The sequence below is a fragment of the Streptomyces sp. NBC_00887 genome (genome assembly GCF_045207585.1).
In genome coordinates this window covers 4,915,766-4,931,585 of sequence record NZ_CP108788.1, presented here as the reverse complement: position 1 = coordinate 4,931,585, position 15,820 = coordinate 4,915,766, and the positions used below count along the sequence as shown (strand labels likewise).

General features: G+C 69.3%; 18 protein-coding genes. 9 read left to right on the top strand and 9 right to left on the bottom strand.

What is annotated here, in order from left to right:
• Positions 1-68 precede the first annotated feature (68 nt).
• The 3 genes from OG844_RS22335 to OG844_RS22325 all read left to right on the top strand — a co-directional run bounded on the left by OG844_RS22335 (position 69) and on the right by OG844_RS22325 (position 3,520).
• The gene (locus tag OG844_RS22335) at positions 69-1,505 is read left to right on the top strand and encodes a pectinesterase family protein (RefSeq protein WP_406392574.1); all 1,437 of its coding nucleotides are present in this window, start codon (positions 69-71) and stop codon (positions 1,503-1,505) included.
• A gap of 57 nt (positions 1,506-1,562) precedes the next feature.
• On the top strand, positions 1,563-3,026 hold the full coding sequence (locus OG844_RS22330) for an RICIN domain-containing protein (protein WP_406392573.1): 1,464 nt from the start codon (positions 1,563-1,565) through the stop codon (positions 3,024-3,026).
• A gap of 116 nt (positions 3,027-3,142) precedes the next feature.
• Positions 3,143-3,520 carry a helix-turn-helix domain-containing protein gene (locus OG844_RS22325; protein ID WP_406392571.1) on the top strand — a complete coding sequence of 126 codons (378 nt, stop codon included), beginning with the start codon at positions 3,143-3,145 and terminating at the stop codon, positions 3,518-3,520.
• A 7-nt stretch (positions 3,521-3,527) separates the two neighbouring features.
• Here OG844_RS22325 and OG844_RS22320 read toward each other — a convergent pair whose 3' ends face one another.
• From OG844_RS22320 to OG844_RS22300, 5 genes are all read right to left on the bottom strand, one after another.
• Positions 3,528-4,133, bottom strand: coding sequence for a ClpP family protease (locus OG844_RS22320; protein WP_406392569.1), 606 nt, complete (start codon positions 4,131-4,133; stop codon positions 3,528-3,530).
• Between the two features lies 1 nt (position 4,134).
• The gene (locus OG844_RS22315; RefSeq protein WP_406392567.1) at positions 4,135-4,773 is read right to left on the bottom strand and encodes a ClpP family protease; all 639 of its coding nucleotides are present in this window, start codon (positions 4,771-4,773) and stop codon (positions 4,135-4,137) included.
• Between the two features lie 119 nt (positions 4,774-4,892).
• On the bottom strand, positions 4,893-5,678 hold the full coding sequence (locus tag OG844_RS22310; RefSeq protein ID WP_406396216.1) for a hypothetical protein: 786 nt from the start codon (positions 5,676-5,678) through the stop codon (positions 4,893-4,895).
• Between the two features lie 113 nt (positions 5,679-5,791).
• Positions 5,792-6,499, bottom strand: coding sequence for a peptide-methionine (S)-S-oxide reductase MsrA (gene msrA, locus OG844_RS22305; protein WP_406392566.1), 708 nt, complete (start codon positions 6,497-6,499; stop codon positions 5,792-5,794).
• Between the two features lie 83 nt (positions 6,500-6,582).
• Complete coding sequence (locus tag OG844_RS22300) at positions 6,583-7,686, bottom strand: hypothetical protein (RefSeq protein WP_406392564.1); 1,104 nt, start codon at positions 7,684-7,686, stop codon at positions 6,583-6,585.
• 67 nt (positions 7,687-7,753) lie between these two features.
• Here OG844_RS22300 and OG844_RS22295 point away from each other — a divergent pair, with 67 nt between their 5' ends.
• On the top strand, positions 7,754-8,899 hold the full coding sequence (locus tag OG844_RS22295) for a cystathionine gamma-synthase (protein WP_406392562.1): 1,146 nt from the start codon (positions 7,754-7,756) through the stop codon (positions 8,897-8,899).
• Positions 8,900-9,010: 111 nt separating this feature from the next.
• Here OG844_RS22295 and OG844_RS22290 read toward each other — a convergent pair whose 3' ends face one another.
• Positions 9,011-9,202 (bottom strand): DUF1059 domain-containing protein, encoded by a 192-nt coding sequence (locus OG844_RS22290; protein WP_329207965.1) that lies wholly within the window; start codon positions 9,200-9,202, stop codon positions 9,011-9,013.
• Positions 9,203-9,333: 131 nt separating this feature from the next.
• Positions 9,334-9,864 carry a MarR family winged helix-turn-helix transcriptional regulator gene (locus tag OG844_RS22285; protein WP_385492028.1) on the bottom strand — a complete coding sequence of 177 codons (531 nt, stop codon included), beginning with the start codon at positions 9,862-9,864 and terminating at the stop codon, positions 9,334-9,336.
• A gap of 157 nt (positions 9,865-10,021) precedes the next feature.
• Here OG844_RS22285 and ilvA point away from each other — a divergent pair, with 157 nt between their 5' ends.
• From ilvA to OG844_RS22270, 3 genes are all read left to right on the top strand, one after another.
• A complete protein-coding gene (gene ilvA / locus OG844_RS22280; RefSeq protein ID WP_406392561.1) occupies positions 10,022-11,251 on the top strand; it encodes a threonine ammonia-lyase in 1,230 nt (409 codons plus the stop codon).
• Positions 11,252-11,430: 179 nt separating this feature from the next.
• The gene (locus OG844_RS22275; RefSeq protein ID WP_406392559.1) at positions 11,431-12,435 is read left to right on the top strand and encodes an ATP-binding cassette domain-containing protein; all 1,005 of its coding nucleotides are present in this window, start codon (positions 11,431-11,433) and stop codon (positions 12,433-12,435) included.
• Entirely contained in the window at positions 12,432-13,289 is an 858-nt protein-coding gene (locus OG844_RS22270) for an ABC transporter permease (protein WP_406392557.1), read from the top strand. The genes OG844_RS22275 and OG844_RS22270 overlap by 4 nt, the downstream gene beginning before the upstream one ends.
• A 58-nt stretch (positions 13,290-13,347) precedes the next feature.
• Here the strand turns inward: OG844_RS22270 and greA are convergent, their stop codons facing one another.
• Complete coding sequence (gene greA / locus OG844_RS22265; protein ID WP_406392556.1) at positions 13,348-13,845, bottom strand: transcription elongation factor GreA; 498 nt, start codon at positions 13,843-13,845, stop codon at positions 13,348-13,350.
• Between the two features lie 194 nt (positions 13,846-14,039).
• On the bottom strand, positions 14,040-14,444 hold the full coding sequence (locus OG844_RS22260; protein ID WP_406392555.1) for a DUF4307 domain-containing protein: 405 nt from the start codon (positions 14,442-14,444) through the stop codon (positions 14,040-14,042).
• Positions 14,445-14,541: 97 nt separating this feature from the next.
• Here OG844_RS22260 and mca point away from each other — a divergent pair, with 97 nt between their 5' ends.
• Both mca and OG844_RS22250 read left to right on the top strand, forming a co-directional pair.
• Positions 14,542-15,423 (top strand): mycothiol conjugate amidase Mca, encoded by an 882-nt coding sequence (mca, locus tag OG844_RS22255; RefSeq protein WP_406392553.1) that lies wholly within the window; start codon positions 14,542-14,544, stop codon positions 15,421-15,423.
• A 1-nt stretch (position 15,424) separates the two neighbouring features.
• Positions 15,425-15,655 carry a hypothetical protein gene (locus OG844_RS22250; RefSeq protein ID WP_406392552.1) on the top strand — a complete coding sequence of 77 codons (231 nt, stop codon included), beginning with the start codon at positions 15,425-15,427 and terminating at the stop codon, positions 15,653-15,655.
• Positions 15,656-15,820: the final 165 nt, after the last annotated feature.

Sequence of the window (15,820 nt, the reverse complement as noted above, 5' to 3'; positions counted from 1 at the left end):
TTCGCGCATCTACCTGGGCACTGCGGCTCCACAGCACCGCAGCAACCGTCCATCTGGAGGAGCGAACGATGTCCGAGAAACCGAACAAGAGGCGGCGCGCCCTGGCACTCGCACTACCGGCCGCCCTGCTCGTGGCCGGTGGTCTGGTGTCGACGGCGGATGCGGCGGAGCTGCCGGCCGCAGGGGGTGTGTACCAGCTCGCCGTCACGAAGAGTGGTAAGTGCGTCGATGTGCCGGCGGCGTCGACGGCGAACGGTGCGTTGTTGCAGCAGTGGGGCTGTACGGAGGGGGCTGCGTGGCAGCAGTTCACGCTGACCGCGGACGGTTCGGGGCGGTACCGGCTGGTGAACAGGCAGAGCGGTAAGTGCGTGGATGTGCCCGACTATTCGAAGGTGAGCGGGGTGCAGCTGCAGCAGTGGGGGTGCGCCGGGCAGACGAACCAGCAGTGGACGCTCACCCCGAGCGGGACGGGGACGTACCAGATCATCAACGTCAACAGCGGTCTGTGCATGAGTGACAAGGGCGCCTCCACGGCCAGTGGTGCCGCGATCATCCAGGAGACCTGCACCGCCAACAGCAACAAGCAGTGGGCCTTCAAACCGGTCGGCGGTTCCACCGGACCGACCACCGTCGCCTCCGACGGAACCGGCACCTACCGGACGGTCCAGGCCGCGGTGAACGCCGTCGGCGCCGGCAACGCGAGCCGCGTCACCATCACCATCAAGCCCGGCACCTACCGCGAGCAGGTGACCATCCCCGTCGACAAGCCCTTCATCACTTTGAAGGGAACCGGCGATTCGGCGGACGACGTGGTCGTCATCGGCAACCGCAACGCCGGCACCTACGGCACCGCGGGATCGGCCACCGTCGTCGCCAAGGGCCACGACTTCCAGGCCCTCAACCTGACCATGGCGAACGATTTCGACGAGAACAGCTCCGACACCGGCGACCAGGCGCTCGCCCTCTACCTCGACGCCGACCGTGCCGTCCTCGACGACGTCAGGCTGCTCGGTGACCAGGACACCTTCCTGGTGAACAACAGCGCCCGCGCCTACATCGTGGATTCCTACGTCGAAGGCACGGTGGACTTCATCTACGGCGGTGGCATCGCCGTGTTCCACACCTCCACCATCCACGAGAAGCGCACAACCGGCGGCCCGATCACCGCGGCGAGCACCCCTGCGGACAGGGCGTACGGATTCCTGTTCTACCGGTCCACCGTGACCGGTGCCGTGGCGAACACCACCCAGCTGGGCCGCCCCTGGCGCGCCGACGCGCAGGTCCTCTATCGCGAGACCTCCATCTCCTCGGCCCTCGCCACCGCGCAGCCGTGGACGGACATGTCCACCAACTCGTGGAAGAACGCCAGGTTCTCCGAGTACCGCAACACCGGAGCCGGAGCCACCGTCAACGGCAACCGCCCACAGCTGACGGACGCCCAGGCAGCGAACTACACACCGCAGAAGTACCTGGCCGGCACGGACGGCTGGAACCCGGTGCGCTGACCGTCCGGCACATCCGAGCGAATCCGTGAACGCATCCCATTCGAGAGGAACGAAAGCATGCGCAAGCACAGGAACAGGCGGAGGACGCTGGGGCTGGGAGCCCTGGTGACAGCGCTCCTGCTGGCCGTCGGAGGAGTTCTCGCCGGTGGTCTGGTGTCGCCGGCGGGTGCGGCGGAGCTGCCGGCCGCAGGGGGTGTGTACCAGCTCGCCGTCACGAAGAGTGGTAAGTGCGTCGATGTGCCGGCGGCGTCGACGGCGAACGGTGCGTTGTTGCAGCAGTGGGGCTGTACGGAGGGGGCTGCGTGGCAGCAGTTCACGCTGACCGCGGACGGTTCGGGGCGGTACCGGCTGGTGAACAGGCAGAGCGGTAAGTGCGTGGATGTGCCCGACTATTCGAAGGTGAGCGGGGTGCAGCTGCAGCAGTGGGGGTGCGCCGGGCAGACGAACCAGCAGTGGACGCTCACCCCGAGCGGGACGGGGACGTACCAGATCATCAACGTCAACAGCGGTCTGTGCATGAGTGACAAGGGCGCCTCCACGGCCAGTGGTGCCGCGATCATCCAGGAGACCTGCACCGCCAACAGCAACAAGCAGTGGGCCTTCCAGCCCGTGTCCGGGGGACGCGCCTGGTCCGACAAGGCCGACGGCTTCGCCGCCACGGGAGGCGGCACCACCGGAGGGGCGGCCGGGCCCACCGTCACGGTCACGAACTTCGCCGACCTGGTGAAGTACGCCACCGCTTCGACGCCCTACGTCATCAAGGTGGCGTCCGCGATCACGGTCACCCCGTACGGGCACGAGATACCCGTGAAGTCCGACAAGACCCTCATCGGTGTCGGTACCTCCGGGCAGATCGTCGGCGGCGGCTTCTTCCTCGGCACCGGCGTCCACAACGTCATCATCCGCAACCTCACCATCCGCGACACCCGGATGACCGAGGACGATCCCGATGACAAGGACTACGACTACGACGGCATCCAGATGGACACCGCGGACCACATCTGGATCGACCACAACCGCATCGAGCGGATGAACGACGGCCTCATCGACAGCCGCAAGGACACCAGCTACCTCACCGTCTCCTGGAACGTCATGGGCGAACAGAACAAGGCCTTCGGCATCGGCTGGACGGAGAACGTCACCGCCCGGATGACCATCCACCACAACTGGATCCACGACACCAACCAGCGCAACCCCAGCATCGACAACGTCGCGTACGCCCACCTCTACAACAACTACCTGCAGAACGTGTCGTCCTACGGCAACCTCTCGCGCGGCGCCTCGAAGACCGTCATCGAGAACAGCTACTACCGGAACGTCGCCAACCCCTACAACATCGACACCTCGGCGGCATCCCTGACCCAGACGGGCAGCATCTGCGTCTCGTGCACCGGCAAGCAACAGACCAACGGGACGACCTTCAAGCCGGGCGACCACTACAGCTACACGCTGGACCCGGCCGCGGACGTCCCCGCCCTGCTCCAGCAGTACGGCGGCCCGCAGAGCACCATCGGCAAGTGACCGGACCCGTAGGACCCGGATCCGTCGCACCACACCCGGCTTAGCCAACAGCAGATTCGCCCGGCGCGGAACGCTTCCACCTCCCGCGCCGGGCGCAGCGCTCCTAGGCTGGGGTGATGAGCAGCCACGCGCAGGACCGAGCCCGCGTCATCCCTCTGCGTCCCGTCCCCGCGACACCGGACTCCGCACCCGCCGCCAGAGAGCCGCTCTGGCGGGACGTCGTCGGGGACGTCCTGCGCCGCGAGCGGCTCGCCCAGGGCCGGACGCTCAAGGACGTGGCCGAGGACGCCCGGATCTCCATGCCGTACCTCTCCGAGATCGAGCGCGGCCGCAAGGAGGCCTCGTCGGAGGTCCTCGGGGCGGCGGCCCGTTCGCTCGGACTCGGACTGGCCGATGTGCTGACCCTGGCCCAGGGAGAGCTCGCGCGCCGCAGCACGGCCTCCAGGATGTCCCCGGCCCGCACCTCCATGGGCGAGGTGCGACTGGCCGCCTGATGCCGCGTCAGGCGGAGGCCAGGACCCGGCGGCTGAGTACCTCGTCCGCGAGGCCGTAGGCCACCGCCTCCTGCGCGGTGAAGATCCTGTCCCTGTCGGTGTCGGCCCGCAGGGTCGCGAGGTCGTGGGGGGTGTGCCGGGCCAGGACCTCCTCGACCTGTGAGCGGATCCGCAGCATCTCCTTGGCGTGCAGCCGGAGGTCGGAGACCGTCCCCTGCTGCCCGCCACTGGCCGGCTGGCCCAGCAGCACACGGGAGTGCTCCAGGACGAACCGGCGGCCCGAGTCGCCGCCGGCCAGGAGCACGGCCGCGGTCGAGGCGGCCTGGCCGACGCAGAACGTCGCGATGGGGGCCGAGACGAAGCTCATCGTGTCGTAGATCGCCATGAGCGAAGTGAACGAGCCGCCGGGCGAGTTGAGGTAGATCGCGATCTCGGTCCCGGGGCTCGACGACTCCAGGTGGAGCAGCTGGGCGATGACGACGTTGGCGACCCCGTCGTCGATCTCCGTACCGATGAAGATGATCCGCTCGGACAGGAGCCTGCTGAAGACGTCGTAGGACCGTTCCCCCTGCGGGGTGCGCTCGACGACGTTCGGAATCGTGTACTGGCTCATGTCAGAGTCCCATCCGTCGCCGCGAACCGGCCGGGCGTACGTCGTCGAGCGACTCGACGACGTGATCGACCATCCCGTACGCCTTCGCCTGCCCGGCCGTGAACCACCGGTCCCGGTCGCCGTCCTGGGAGATCGTCTCCGCGGACTGCCCGGTGTGCGCCGCCGTGATCCGCTCGACGGCCTGCTTCGTGAATTCGAGGTTCTCGGCCTGGATCGCGATGTCGGAGGCCGTGCCGCCGATGCCGGCCGAGGGCTGGTGCATCATGATCCGCGCGTTCGGCAGGGCGAACCGCTTGCCCTCGGTCCCGACGGTGAGCAGGAACTGCCCCATCGACGCCGCGAACCCCATGGCGAGGGTGGAGACGTCGTTCGGGATGAGCTGCATCGTGTCGTAGATGGCCAGCCCGGCCGTCACGGATCCGCCGGGACTGTTGATGTAGAGGCTGATGTCGGTGCGCGGGTCCTCGGCGGACAGGAGCAGCAACTGCGCGCAGACCCGGTTGGCGGAGACCTCGTCCACCTGGGTCCCCAGGAAGACGATCCGCTGGGCGAGGAGCTGCGCCGCGAGGTGGTCGTCGAACCGCGTCGGCGGTGTGTCCTCGTCGGCGGCGCGTGGACGGGCAGCGAAGTGGGGCGACATCGGACCTCCCGGTGGTGGGGCGGCCGGAACGGCCGCGCTCCCTCCACTCTTGGCCCGGAGGGGCGCCTGCGTCACCGATCTCTGCCCGCGGCAGATTCGCCGCGGGCAGAGGCGGCCGTCTACTTCACCGTGACCGCGTCACCGGTGGATACGACCTTCATGGTCGTCGTCGTGCCGAGGAACGCCCAGCGCCAACTGCCCGACGCGGAGGCCTTCACGGTCGTCCGGAGGCGTCCCGCGCTGTCGGTGGTCGCCGTCTTGACCGTGTGGTACGCACCGCCGGGCGTCTTGTACTGCAGCTTCACCACCTGCTTGGTGTAGCCGTGGTACTTGAGGTCCGTCCAGTTGGCACGCGCCAGTTTGCCGGTGACGGTGAGCGTGCCGCCCTTCTTCACCGGCTCGGGAGCGGCGTCCGTCGTCAGCGTCGCCGCGCGCTTCACCTTGAACGTGGCGATGCGGTCGGAGATCCAGTAGTCCTTGTCGTTGGCCTTCACCGTGGCGTTGACCTGCCAGGTCCCGGCCACCGCGTTGGCGTCCCAGCCCTCGTTGCCGCTCCCGTACGAGTCGATCCACGACGGGTCGATCTCCATCGTCGCGGTGCACACGGACGTGGTGGTGCTGCTCCTCCTGCACGACGTGCCCAGGTACGACACCGGCCCGTGGGCGTTGGCCGTGTTGAAGGCGGACACGTCCGTCACGCCCTTCACCCCCGAGTTGTCCTTGATCGTCATGACGATCGGGAACCGCTTCACGTTCTTGACGCCGACGATCACACTGCCGCCCGCGTTCACGGCCGTATTGACGACCCGGATGTCGCCCCGGCCCTCGGCGTGTGCGGCCGGAGCCGTCACCACCGCGGCGCCCACGGCCGCCACCGCCGCGAGTGCGGCGATCCCTCTGCGCAGGTCCCACCCCTGTGTGTTCCCCCGCCCTCAGCCGGGCGGGGGAACAGAGTAGCGATCACGCGATCATGGAGGGCCCGGACTCCCGTCCGCGGACTCCGTGCGGCAGGCGGGGCTCAGCCTTCCGTCGGCGCCGGTGCGATGCCCGTCGGGCAGGCGCGGCCCCAGTTCGTCTCGGAGGGGGACTCCAGCGTGGCGCCCGTACCGCCGATGCCGCAGTAGCCGTCCGGGTTCTTGTCCAGGTACTGCTGGTGGTACGGCTCCGCCGGCCACAGCGTGCGGCCCTCGGCCGGCAGGATCTCCGTGGTGATCTCGCCGAAGCCCGCACCGGTGAGGACCCGCTGGTACGCCTCGCGGGACGCTGCCGCACCCTCCGCCTGCTCCGCGGTGTGGGTGTAGACCGCCGAGCGGTACTGCGTGCCCACGTCGTTGCCCTGGCGGAAGCCCTGGGTCGGGTTGTGGGACTCCCAGAAGAGCTTCAGCAGCTCCGCGTAACCAACGACCGTCGGGTCGAAGACCACACGGACCGCCTCCGTGTGGCCCGTCAGGCCCGAGCAGACCTCTTCGTACGCCGGGTTCTCCGTATAGCCGCCCTGGTAGCCGACGAGGGTCGTCCACACGCCCTCGGTCTGCCAGAACTTGCGCTCGGCACCCCAGAAACAGCCCAGCGCGAAGTCCGCGACCTCCAGACCCTCCGGGTACGGGCCGGTCAGCGGGTTGCCGAGGACCGTGTGGCGGGACGGGACCGTGAATTCGGGGACGGGACGGCCGCGCAGGGCCTCCTCGGGAGTGGGGAGCTGCGGGGTGCGGTGGTTCAGGAACATGCGGGGGCTCCTCCGGGGTCGGTGTTCAGTGCGTACAACGCCACGGGGGCGCCGTGGATTCCGGCGCCCCCGCCCGTCGGCGGTTACTGCGGCAGCGTCGCGGGGCTGCCGCCGTTCGCCTCGTACCCGGCGACGGCCAGCGCCCGGTACACCGTGTACTCGGCGGCCGGATCGGAGTCCTGGATCCAGGGCAGCGCGCCCACGTGGCCGTCGATGTGGACGAGCTGGTGCATCGCCTCCGACCAGCGCTCCATGCGGACGAGGAAGAAGACCAGCAGGTGCCGGACATGGGCGAGCACCGGATCGTCGGCGCGCGCGGCGTGCACCGCGAACATCGCGCCCCCGACCGCCTTCGTCACGACGGCACCACGGTAGAAGCCCTGCACGAGATTGACCTCCGGCAGGTTCTCGTACAGCGCGAACAGCGGCAGCGCGGCCAGCAGCGAGCCCTGCGGGGCGCGGGCGGCGGCGGCGGTGGCGAAGCGGTCGACGAGCTCGGCCGAGCCGTGCCACTTCTCGCACCAGAAGTGCAGGGCTGCGATGTGCGCACCCATGTGGGCGGGGGCACGGTCGATGACCTTCGCCCACAGCTGGTCGAACTGCTCGTGGGAGTAGCCCAGTCCACGGGCGACGGCCAGTTCCACGATGTACGGGACGGGGTCGCCCGGTGCCAGCAGGGCCGCCTCGCCGCAGACCGTATGCGCCTCCTCCAGGATGATCCGGAAGTCTTCGGTGCCCACCGCGGCGGTACGCCACGCCTGTTGCACCAGGAATTCGGCGTGCACCGCCGCGCCGCCCGCGTCCTTCGGGGCCTCGGCCCGCCACTTCCGCAGCCACGCCCCGCCCTCACCGGGACGCTGCGCCAGCTCCAGCGAAGCCGCACCGGCGAAGGCCTGGACCCGCTGCCAGCGGATCTCGCTCTCCTTCGGCGTGCCCGCAAGGAGCTGGGAGGCGGCCCGCCACTCCTGGGTGCCCTGCACGACGGCCAGGACGTCGAGAAGGTCCTGGTCGGGGCCGGGCATCCGGATGTCCAGTTCCTCCTGGCGCACGAATCCGTAGTTCTCCGGGTCGGCCGCGTCCGGGGAACCGGGCGCGACCTGCCGGACACCGCCACGGCGGCGCAGCATGATCGGGCCGACGATCACGGCGAGCATGCACAGGGCGAGCAGGAACCACAGAATCTCCATGGCTCCATTGTCCCTTGACGGCGCAGCGGCCGGTAAGTGCCCTCCTGACGAACTACGCTCGGTCCCCATGAGCGACCAGCACAGCTTCGAGACCCTTGCGATCCACGCCGGCAACACGGCGGATCCCCTCACCGGCGCCGTGGTCCCGCCGATCTACCAGGTGTCCACGTACAAGCAGGACGGCGTCGGCGGGCTGCGCGGCGGCTACGAGTACAGCCGCAGCGCCAACCCCACCCGTACCGCACTCGAGGAGAACCTGGCGGCCCTGGAGGGGGGCAGGCGCGGGCTCGCCTTCGCGTCCGGCCTCGCCGCGGAGGACTGCCTCCTGCGCACCCTGCTCACGCCCGGCGACCACGTGATCATCCCGAACGACGCCTACGGCGGTACGTTCCGGCTGTTCGCGAAGGTGGCCTCGCGCTGGGGCGTGGAGTTCTCGGTGGCCGACACCTCCGACGTGTCGGCGGTCCGGGCGGCGATCACCGCCCGTACCAAGGCGATCTGGGTGGAGACACCGTCCAACCCGCTGCTCGGCATCACGGACATCGGGGCCGTCGCCGGTGTGGCCCGGCAGGCGGGCGTGCGGCTGGTCGTCGACAACACCTTCGCCAGCCCCTACCTCCAGCAGCCGCTCGGGCTCGGCGCGGACGTCGTCGTCCACTCGACCACCAAGTACATGGGCGGGCACTCGGACGTCGTCGGCGGCGCACTCGTCGTCAGCGACCCCGAGCTGGCCGAGGAACTCGCGTACCACCAGAACGCGATGGGCGCCGTGGCCGGACCGTTCGACGCCTGGCTGGTGCTGCGCGGCATCAAGACCCTCGCGGTCCGCATGGACCGCCACGACGAGAACGCCACCAAGGTCGCCGACCTGCTGACCCGCCACCCCAAGGTGACCAAGGTCCTGTACCCGGGGCTGCCGGAGCACCCGGGGCACGAGATCGCCGCCAAGCAGATGAAGGCGTTCGGCGGGATGGTGTCCTTCCGCGTCGCGGGCGGCGAGGAGGCGGCGGTCGAGGTCTGCAACCGCGCCAAGCTGTTCACGCTCGGTGAGTCGCTCGGCGGTGTCGAGTCGCTGCTGGAACACCCGGGCCGTATGACGCACGCATCGGCCGCGGGCTCCCCGCTGGAGGTGCCCGCCGACCTGGTGCGGCTGTCCGTCGGCATCGAGAACGCCGACGACCTGCTGGCCGACCTCACGCAGGCGCTCGGCTAGGGCCTCCCGTCCCGACCGGGCCGGGCTCGCGGCCCGGCCCGAACAGAAGAACCCGAAAGACGCGTCCGTCCGGCGGCCATGACGTATCACGGCCGCCGGACGGCTTCGCTGTCAGACAGCGACCTTCTCGTCCTCCAACGAGGCCCGGATCTGCTCGCGCAGCTCGGGGCTGTCCGTGTGCTCGTGGACCGAGACGGCGTGTTCGGCGGCTGCCCGTACGACTTCGTCCTCCTCGCCGGTGATGGCGAGTGAGCAGTTCGACACGCTCGGGTACTTACGGCAGTCGGCGATCTTCCGGGTCATGACAGCCTCCTCGGCTGGTGCCTGGCGACTCTCCCAGGATAGATCCGGGCAAAAAGGGATGCCCAGTGGCCGTCGCCGGCCGTCCTGCGGGTGTCGTCGGCCCGGAGGCGTGAGAACGGGTGCGCCGCCGGTCAGTTGTCCTGTACCGGGTGGTGCGCGGCCTGCCGCGCTGCCAGCGAGGCGTTGAACCGGGTGAGGAGGGCGCAGAAGGTGTCGCGTTCCTCCTCGCTCCAGTCGTCGGTCACCTGGGACATCAGCTCGCGCCGCGAGGCCCGGACCTCGTCGAGGCGGGCCTGGCCCCGCGGTGACAGCTGCAGCACGACCGCCCGGCCGTCCTCCGGGTGCGAGGTGCGCTTGACCAGCCCGGTGTCGACGAGCGGCGCGACCTGCCGGGTCACGGTCGAGGAGTCGATCCCCATGCCCGCGGCCAGCGCCTTGACGCCCATCGGGCCTTCCCGGTCGAGCCTGTTGAGCAGCAGATAGGCGGCGCGGTCCATGGAATTGCGGACCTGGCCGACACCGCCGAGGCGGGTCTGTTCGGCACGGCGGGCGAAGACGGCCACCTGGTGCTGGAGAGCATCGAGGAGGGGGTCGGTACCCGGGTGTCCGGGGGCGGCGCCCCCGGAAGGAGACGCAGCAGTCGTCATGTCCTGAGGGGGCATGGCCGGGGGCTCTCTTCGTGCGGTGTCGGATGGGTGGGGGACAGAGTACGCGGCCACGGGGCAACGTGTACCAGCGCTGCACAAACCCATGGACACCACCGCAGGCCACCATGAGATGCGAGGGCCGCGACCGCTCCGAGCTGCAAGACTTGCTGTCATGACCTACCGGACGCCAGGCCCCTTTCCTCCGCTGATCCTCGACGACGTCCGCGGGGCGCAGAAGATGCTGTCCGGGGTGGCCAGAACCACCGGGATGGAGGGCAGCCGCCATCTGACGGCACTGGTCGGCGCGCCCGTCCACTTCAAGTGCGAGAACCTGCAGCGCACCGGCTCGTTCAAACTGCGCGGCGCGTACGTACGGATCGCGGGCCTCAGTCCGGTGGAACGGGCGGCCGGAGTCGTGGCCGCAAGTGCCGGAAACCATGCGCAGGGTGTCGCACTGGCCTCCTCGCTGCTCGGCGTACGGTCGACGGTCTTCATGCCGCTCGGCGCCCCCCTGCCGAAGGTGGCGGCAACACGCGAGTACGGGGCGGAGGTTCAGCTCCACGGACATGTCGTCGACGAGACGCTCGCCGCCGCCGAGGAGTACGCGGATCGGACCGGGGCCGTCTTCATCCACCCCTTCGACCACCCGGACGTCATCGCGGGCCAGGGCACCGTGGGCCTGGAGATCCTCGAGCAGTGCCCCGAGGTCCGCACGATCGTCGTCGGCATCGGCGGCGGCGGCCTCGCCGCGGGCATCGCCGTCGCCGTGAAGGCGCTGCGCCCCGACGTCAGGATCGTGGGCGTGCAGGCCGCGGGCGCGGCCAGCTACCCGCCGTCGCTGGCTGCCGGGTACCCGGTGGTGCTCGACTCGGTGCAGACCATGGCCGACGGCATCAAGGTGGGCCGCCCCGGCGACATTCCGTTCGGTCTCGTCCAGGAGCTGGTCGACGAGGTCCGTACGGTCTCCGAGGACGAGCTCTCCAGTGCCCTGCTGCTCTGCCTGGAACGGGCCAAGATGGTCGTCGAGCCCGCCGGGGCGAGCCCGGTGGCGGCGCTGCTGAGCGACCCGAAGGCGTTCCGCGGGCCGGTGGTCGCCGTACTCTCGGGCGGCAACGTCGACCCCCTGCTGATGCAGCGCATCCTGACGCACGGCATGGCGGCGGCGGGCCGCTACCTCAGCCTCCGGCTGCGACTGACGGACCGGCCGGGGGCGCTGGCCGCGTTGCTCGGCACGTTGTCCGTGGCCGACGCCAACGTGCTCGACGTCAGCCACGTACGGACCGATCCGAGGCTGGGGCTCACCGAGGCGGAAGTGGAACTGCACCTGGAGACGAAGGGCCGGGAGCACTGCGAGGAGGTCGCCGCCGCACTGCGGGAGGCCGGCTATCTCGTGATGGGCTGAGTGCCGGGCCGAGTACCGGAGTACCGGACCCGGTGACGGGCGCGGTGTGAAAACCTGTTGTGGCTCACGATGTATCGCGATAGCGTGCGCCGCCGCACAATCCGTGGTTCCGGGCACCGGGCCACCGGCAAATCTAGGATCTGTTTCAGAAAGTCACGAAGCAACTGGGGGAGTCCCACATGCCAGGCGCCATTTACGCCGAAGGCCTGGTGAAGACCTTCGGCGAAGTACGAGCACTGGACGGCGTCGACCTCGACGTACCGGAAGGCACCGTCCTGGGGCTTCTGGGTCCCAACGGCGCCGGCAAGACCACCGCCGTACGCGTTCTGACCACCCTGCTCCAGCCCGACAGCGGCAAGGCCGTCGTGGCGGGCATCGACGTGCTGAAGAATCCCAACGAGGTACGCCACTCGATCGGGCTGTCCGGCCAGTTCGCCGCAGTCGACGAGTACCTCACGGGCCGCGAGAACCTGCAGATGGTCGGGCAGCTCTACCAGATGAGCTCACGCGACGCGAAGAAGCGGGCGGGGCAGCTCCTGGAGAAGTTCAACCTCGCCGACGCGGCCGACCGCACCGCGAAGACGTACTCGGGGGGCATGCGCCGCCGTCTCGACCTGGCGGCCGCACTCGTCGTCTCCCCGCCCGTGATGTTCATGGACGAGCCCACCACGGGCCTCGACCCGCGCAACCGGCAACAGCTCTGGGAGGTCATCCAGGAGCTCGTCGCCGGCGGTACGACGCTGCTGCTGACCACGCAGTACCTGGAGGAGGCCGATCACCTCGCCCACGACATCTGCGTCATCGACCACGGCAAGGTCATCGCCCGCGGAACCTCCGACCAGCTGAAGGCCCGCACCGGCGGGGAGCGTGTCGAGGTCATCGTGCACCAGCGGGACCAGATCGAGCCCGCCCGCTCGGTGCTCGCCACGTACGGCAAGGGCGAGATCGCCTTCGCCGAACACACCCGCAAGCTGACCGTCCCTGTCAGCGGCGGAGCCAAACTGCTCGCCGAAGTCATCCGCGACCTCGACGCCAACGGCGTGGAGATCGACGACATCGGCCTGCGCCGCCCCACCCTCGACGACGTCTTCATCTCGCTCACCGGCCACGCCGCCGAGCTGGAGAAGAACGAGGAGACCGGATCGACACGCGCCGCGAAGAGCGGCAAGGAGGCCGGGCAGTGACTGCCACCACCGACACCCCCGAACTTGCGCCGATCAACCCTCGCGGCGGCGTCAGCCAGTCGGTCGCCGACTCCCTCGTCGTCGCCAGACGCAACCTCATCCGCATGGCCCGCATCCCGGAGATGGTCATCTTCGGGCTGATCCAGCCGATCATGTTCGTGGTGCTGTTCACCTACGTGTTCGGCGGCTCGATCAAGGTCGGCAGCACCATCTCGTCGGCGGACTACAAAGAGTTCCTGATGGCCGGGATCTTCGCCCAGACCGTCACCTTCGCCACCGCCGGCGCCGGCGCGGGTATCGCGGACGACATGCACAAGGGGCTGATCGACCGCTTCAGGTCGCTGCCGATGGCCCGGGGAGCCGTCCTCACCGGACGTACCCTCGCCGACCTCGTGCAGACCGCGCTCACCCTCGTCGTGCTCGCCGGTGTCGCGCTGCTCATCGGCTGGCGGACCCACGAGAACCTCGGCAAGGTGCTGTTCGGCTTCCTGCTGCTGCTCCTGCTCGGGTACGCGTTCTCCTGGATCGGGGCGCTGATCGGCCTCGTCGTACGCACACCGGAGGCCGCCACGTCCGGCGGACTGATCTGGCTCTTCCCGTTGACGTTCATCTCGAACGCCTTCGTGGACGCCAACCAGATGCCGACTGTCCTGCGTCACATCGCGGAGTGGAACCCCTTCAGCGCCACCGTGCAGGCCTGCCGCGAGCTGTTCGGCAACCTGCCGCCGGGCTTCGTCACCCCGGACGCCTGGCCGATGCAGAACCCGATCCTCGCCTCGGTGCTCTGGTCGGTCCTGATCGTGGTGGTCTTCCGCACCCTGGCGGTCCGCAGGTACCGCTCGGCGACCGCCTGAGCACACCGAGCAGCCCCGGCCGCAGATGCGGCCGGGGCTCTCTCATGACCGCTGCGGATCAGCCCGTGTACGGCTTCGCCGCGATGATCTTCACCGAGGCCGTCTTGCCGTTGGGCAGCTCGTAGTCCGCGTCGTCGCCGATCCTCTTGCCGTTCACCCCGGTGCCGAGCGGCGACTGGGGGGAGTAGGTCTCGATGTCCGCGCTCGCGTACTCGCGCGAGGCGAGCAGGAAGGTGACGGTGTCGTCGGGGTCGCCGTCGAAGGCGATCGTCACGACCATGCCGGGCTCGACCACGCCGTCGTCGGCAGGTGCCTCGCCGACCTTCGCGTGCTCCAGGAGCTGGGTGAGCTGGCGCACCCGGAGCTCCATCTTGCCCTGCTCCTCCTTGGCGGCGTGGTACCCGCCGTTCTCCTTGAGGTCACCCTCCTCACGTGCTGCCGCGATCTTGACGGCGATCTCCGCGCGCGCGGGACCAGTGAGGCGCGCCAGCTCGGCCTTCAGCTGGTTGTGCGCCTCCTGCGTGAGCCAGGTGACGTTATCGCTGGTCTGGGTCATCACAGGGTGCTCCTCGTCGGTACTGGGAATACAAAGCATCGCCCTACCCCAAGCATGTGCTGCCACGGGTGGGCGAAACCACGAGCCTAACAATTCCCCGCGAAAAGGGGGAGAAGGTAAACGGTCACACGGGTATTCGTGCAGGTGAGCGCCGGGGCGTGCGGATCAGGCGCGGCGCGCGCCCGGCACTGCGATCAGCTGCCGGCGCTACACGCCAGGAGTTCCACCGCGGTCGCCCTGGACGTCGTCCGCAGCGAGACGACCTCGTCGATCCGCTCGGAGCGCTCGTCGAACCGGAAGTCCTTGCGGGCCACCTCGCCGCCGTCCTCGCTCAGCGCGCGGACCGTGCAGTACCCGTCGGTGTCCCGGTCCTTGCGCACCTCCAGGTGCGCCTCGGCCCGGTCGTCCGAGACGATGTCGGACTTGATGAGCTCCGCACTGATGTCCTGGCCTGCGACGTAGTCGTAGCCGAACCAGCCGACCATGCCGAGGAAGGCCACGCCGAGCACCGCGCCGACGATCTTGAGCTTGCGGTCCGCACGCTGATCCTCGGACCGGCCGTAGCGACCGTCGGGCAAGGCTTCGCGCACCGCTGCCATGATCGTTCCTCCCGTACAGGGGATCGAGGAATTTTCCGCCCCCCGGGTCAGTCACTATAGAAGCCGACCATCGAGACCAATCACTGAGGACCGAGTCTTGACCGAGCAGCTGAGACTGATGGCCGTTCACGCCCACCCCGACGACGAGTCGAGCAAGGGCGCCGCCACCATGGCCAAGTACGTGTCCGAGGGGGTGGACGTCCTGGTCGTCACCTGCACAGGGGGCGAGCGGGGATCCATTCTCAACCCGAAGCTCCAGGGGGACGCGTACATCGAGGCGAACATTCACGAGGTGCGCCAGAAGGAGATGGACGAGGCCCGCGAGATCCTGGGCATCGACCAGCAGTGGCTCGGCTTCGTCGACTCGGGCCTGCCCGAGGGCGACCCGCTGCCGCCGCTGCCGGAGGGCTGCTTCGCACTGGAGGACGACGAGACGGCCGCGGGCCGCCTGGTCGCGAAGATCCGTGCGTTCCGGCCGCAGGTCATCACCACGTACGACGAGAACGGCGGCTACCCGCACCCCGACCACATCAAGACCCACACCATCTCGATGATCGCCTTCGAGGGTGCTGCGGACGCCGAGAGGTTCCCCGAGGCGGAGTTCGGGCCCGTCTGGCAGCCGCTCAAGCTCTACTACAACCAGGGCTTCAACCGGCCGCGCACGGTCGCCCTCCACGAGGCGCTGCTCGCTCGCGGGCTGGAGTCCCCGTACGGCGAGTGGCTGGAGCGCTGGAAGGAGTTCCAGCGCGAGGAGCGCACGCTGACCACGCACGTCCCGTGCGACGAGTTCTTCGAGATCCGCGACAAGGCGCTGATCGCGCACGCGACGCAGATCGACCCGGACGGCGGCTGGTTCCGGGTCCCGATGGACATCCAGCGGGAGGTCTGGCCGACGGAGGAGTACGAACTGGCCAAGTCCCTCGTCGATACCTCCCTCCCCGAGAGCGACCTCTTCGCGGGCATCCGCGACAATGCCTGATATGTACGCGACCCAGGCACTGAACCAGCTCCTCCCTCTGGCCAAGGAGGTCGACGACAACAAGGTGACGCCCGGCGTCCTCGGCTTCCTCGTCTTCGCGGCGCTCGCCGTGGGCGTGTGGCTGCTGATGAAGTCGATGAACCGCCACATGGGCAAGATCGACTTCGAGGAGGCGCCGGACCCCGCGTCCGAGAGGACGACGCCGGCGGCGGCGGCCCCCGGCAAGAAGTAGGCGCGCGCCCCGCGGGGCTTCGTCCTCAATCGCCGGACGGGCTTGGTGGTGGGCCCGGTCCGCGGGGTGCGCCCTGCGCGGTGGGTGGTGGGCGGTGCCCCTCCGGCGTGTCTCCTCGGGACCGGCGTGGCACCCGGGAACGCGGCCGGCCCCGGTCCTACGCCA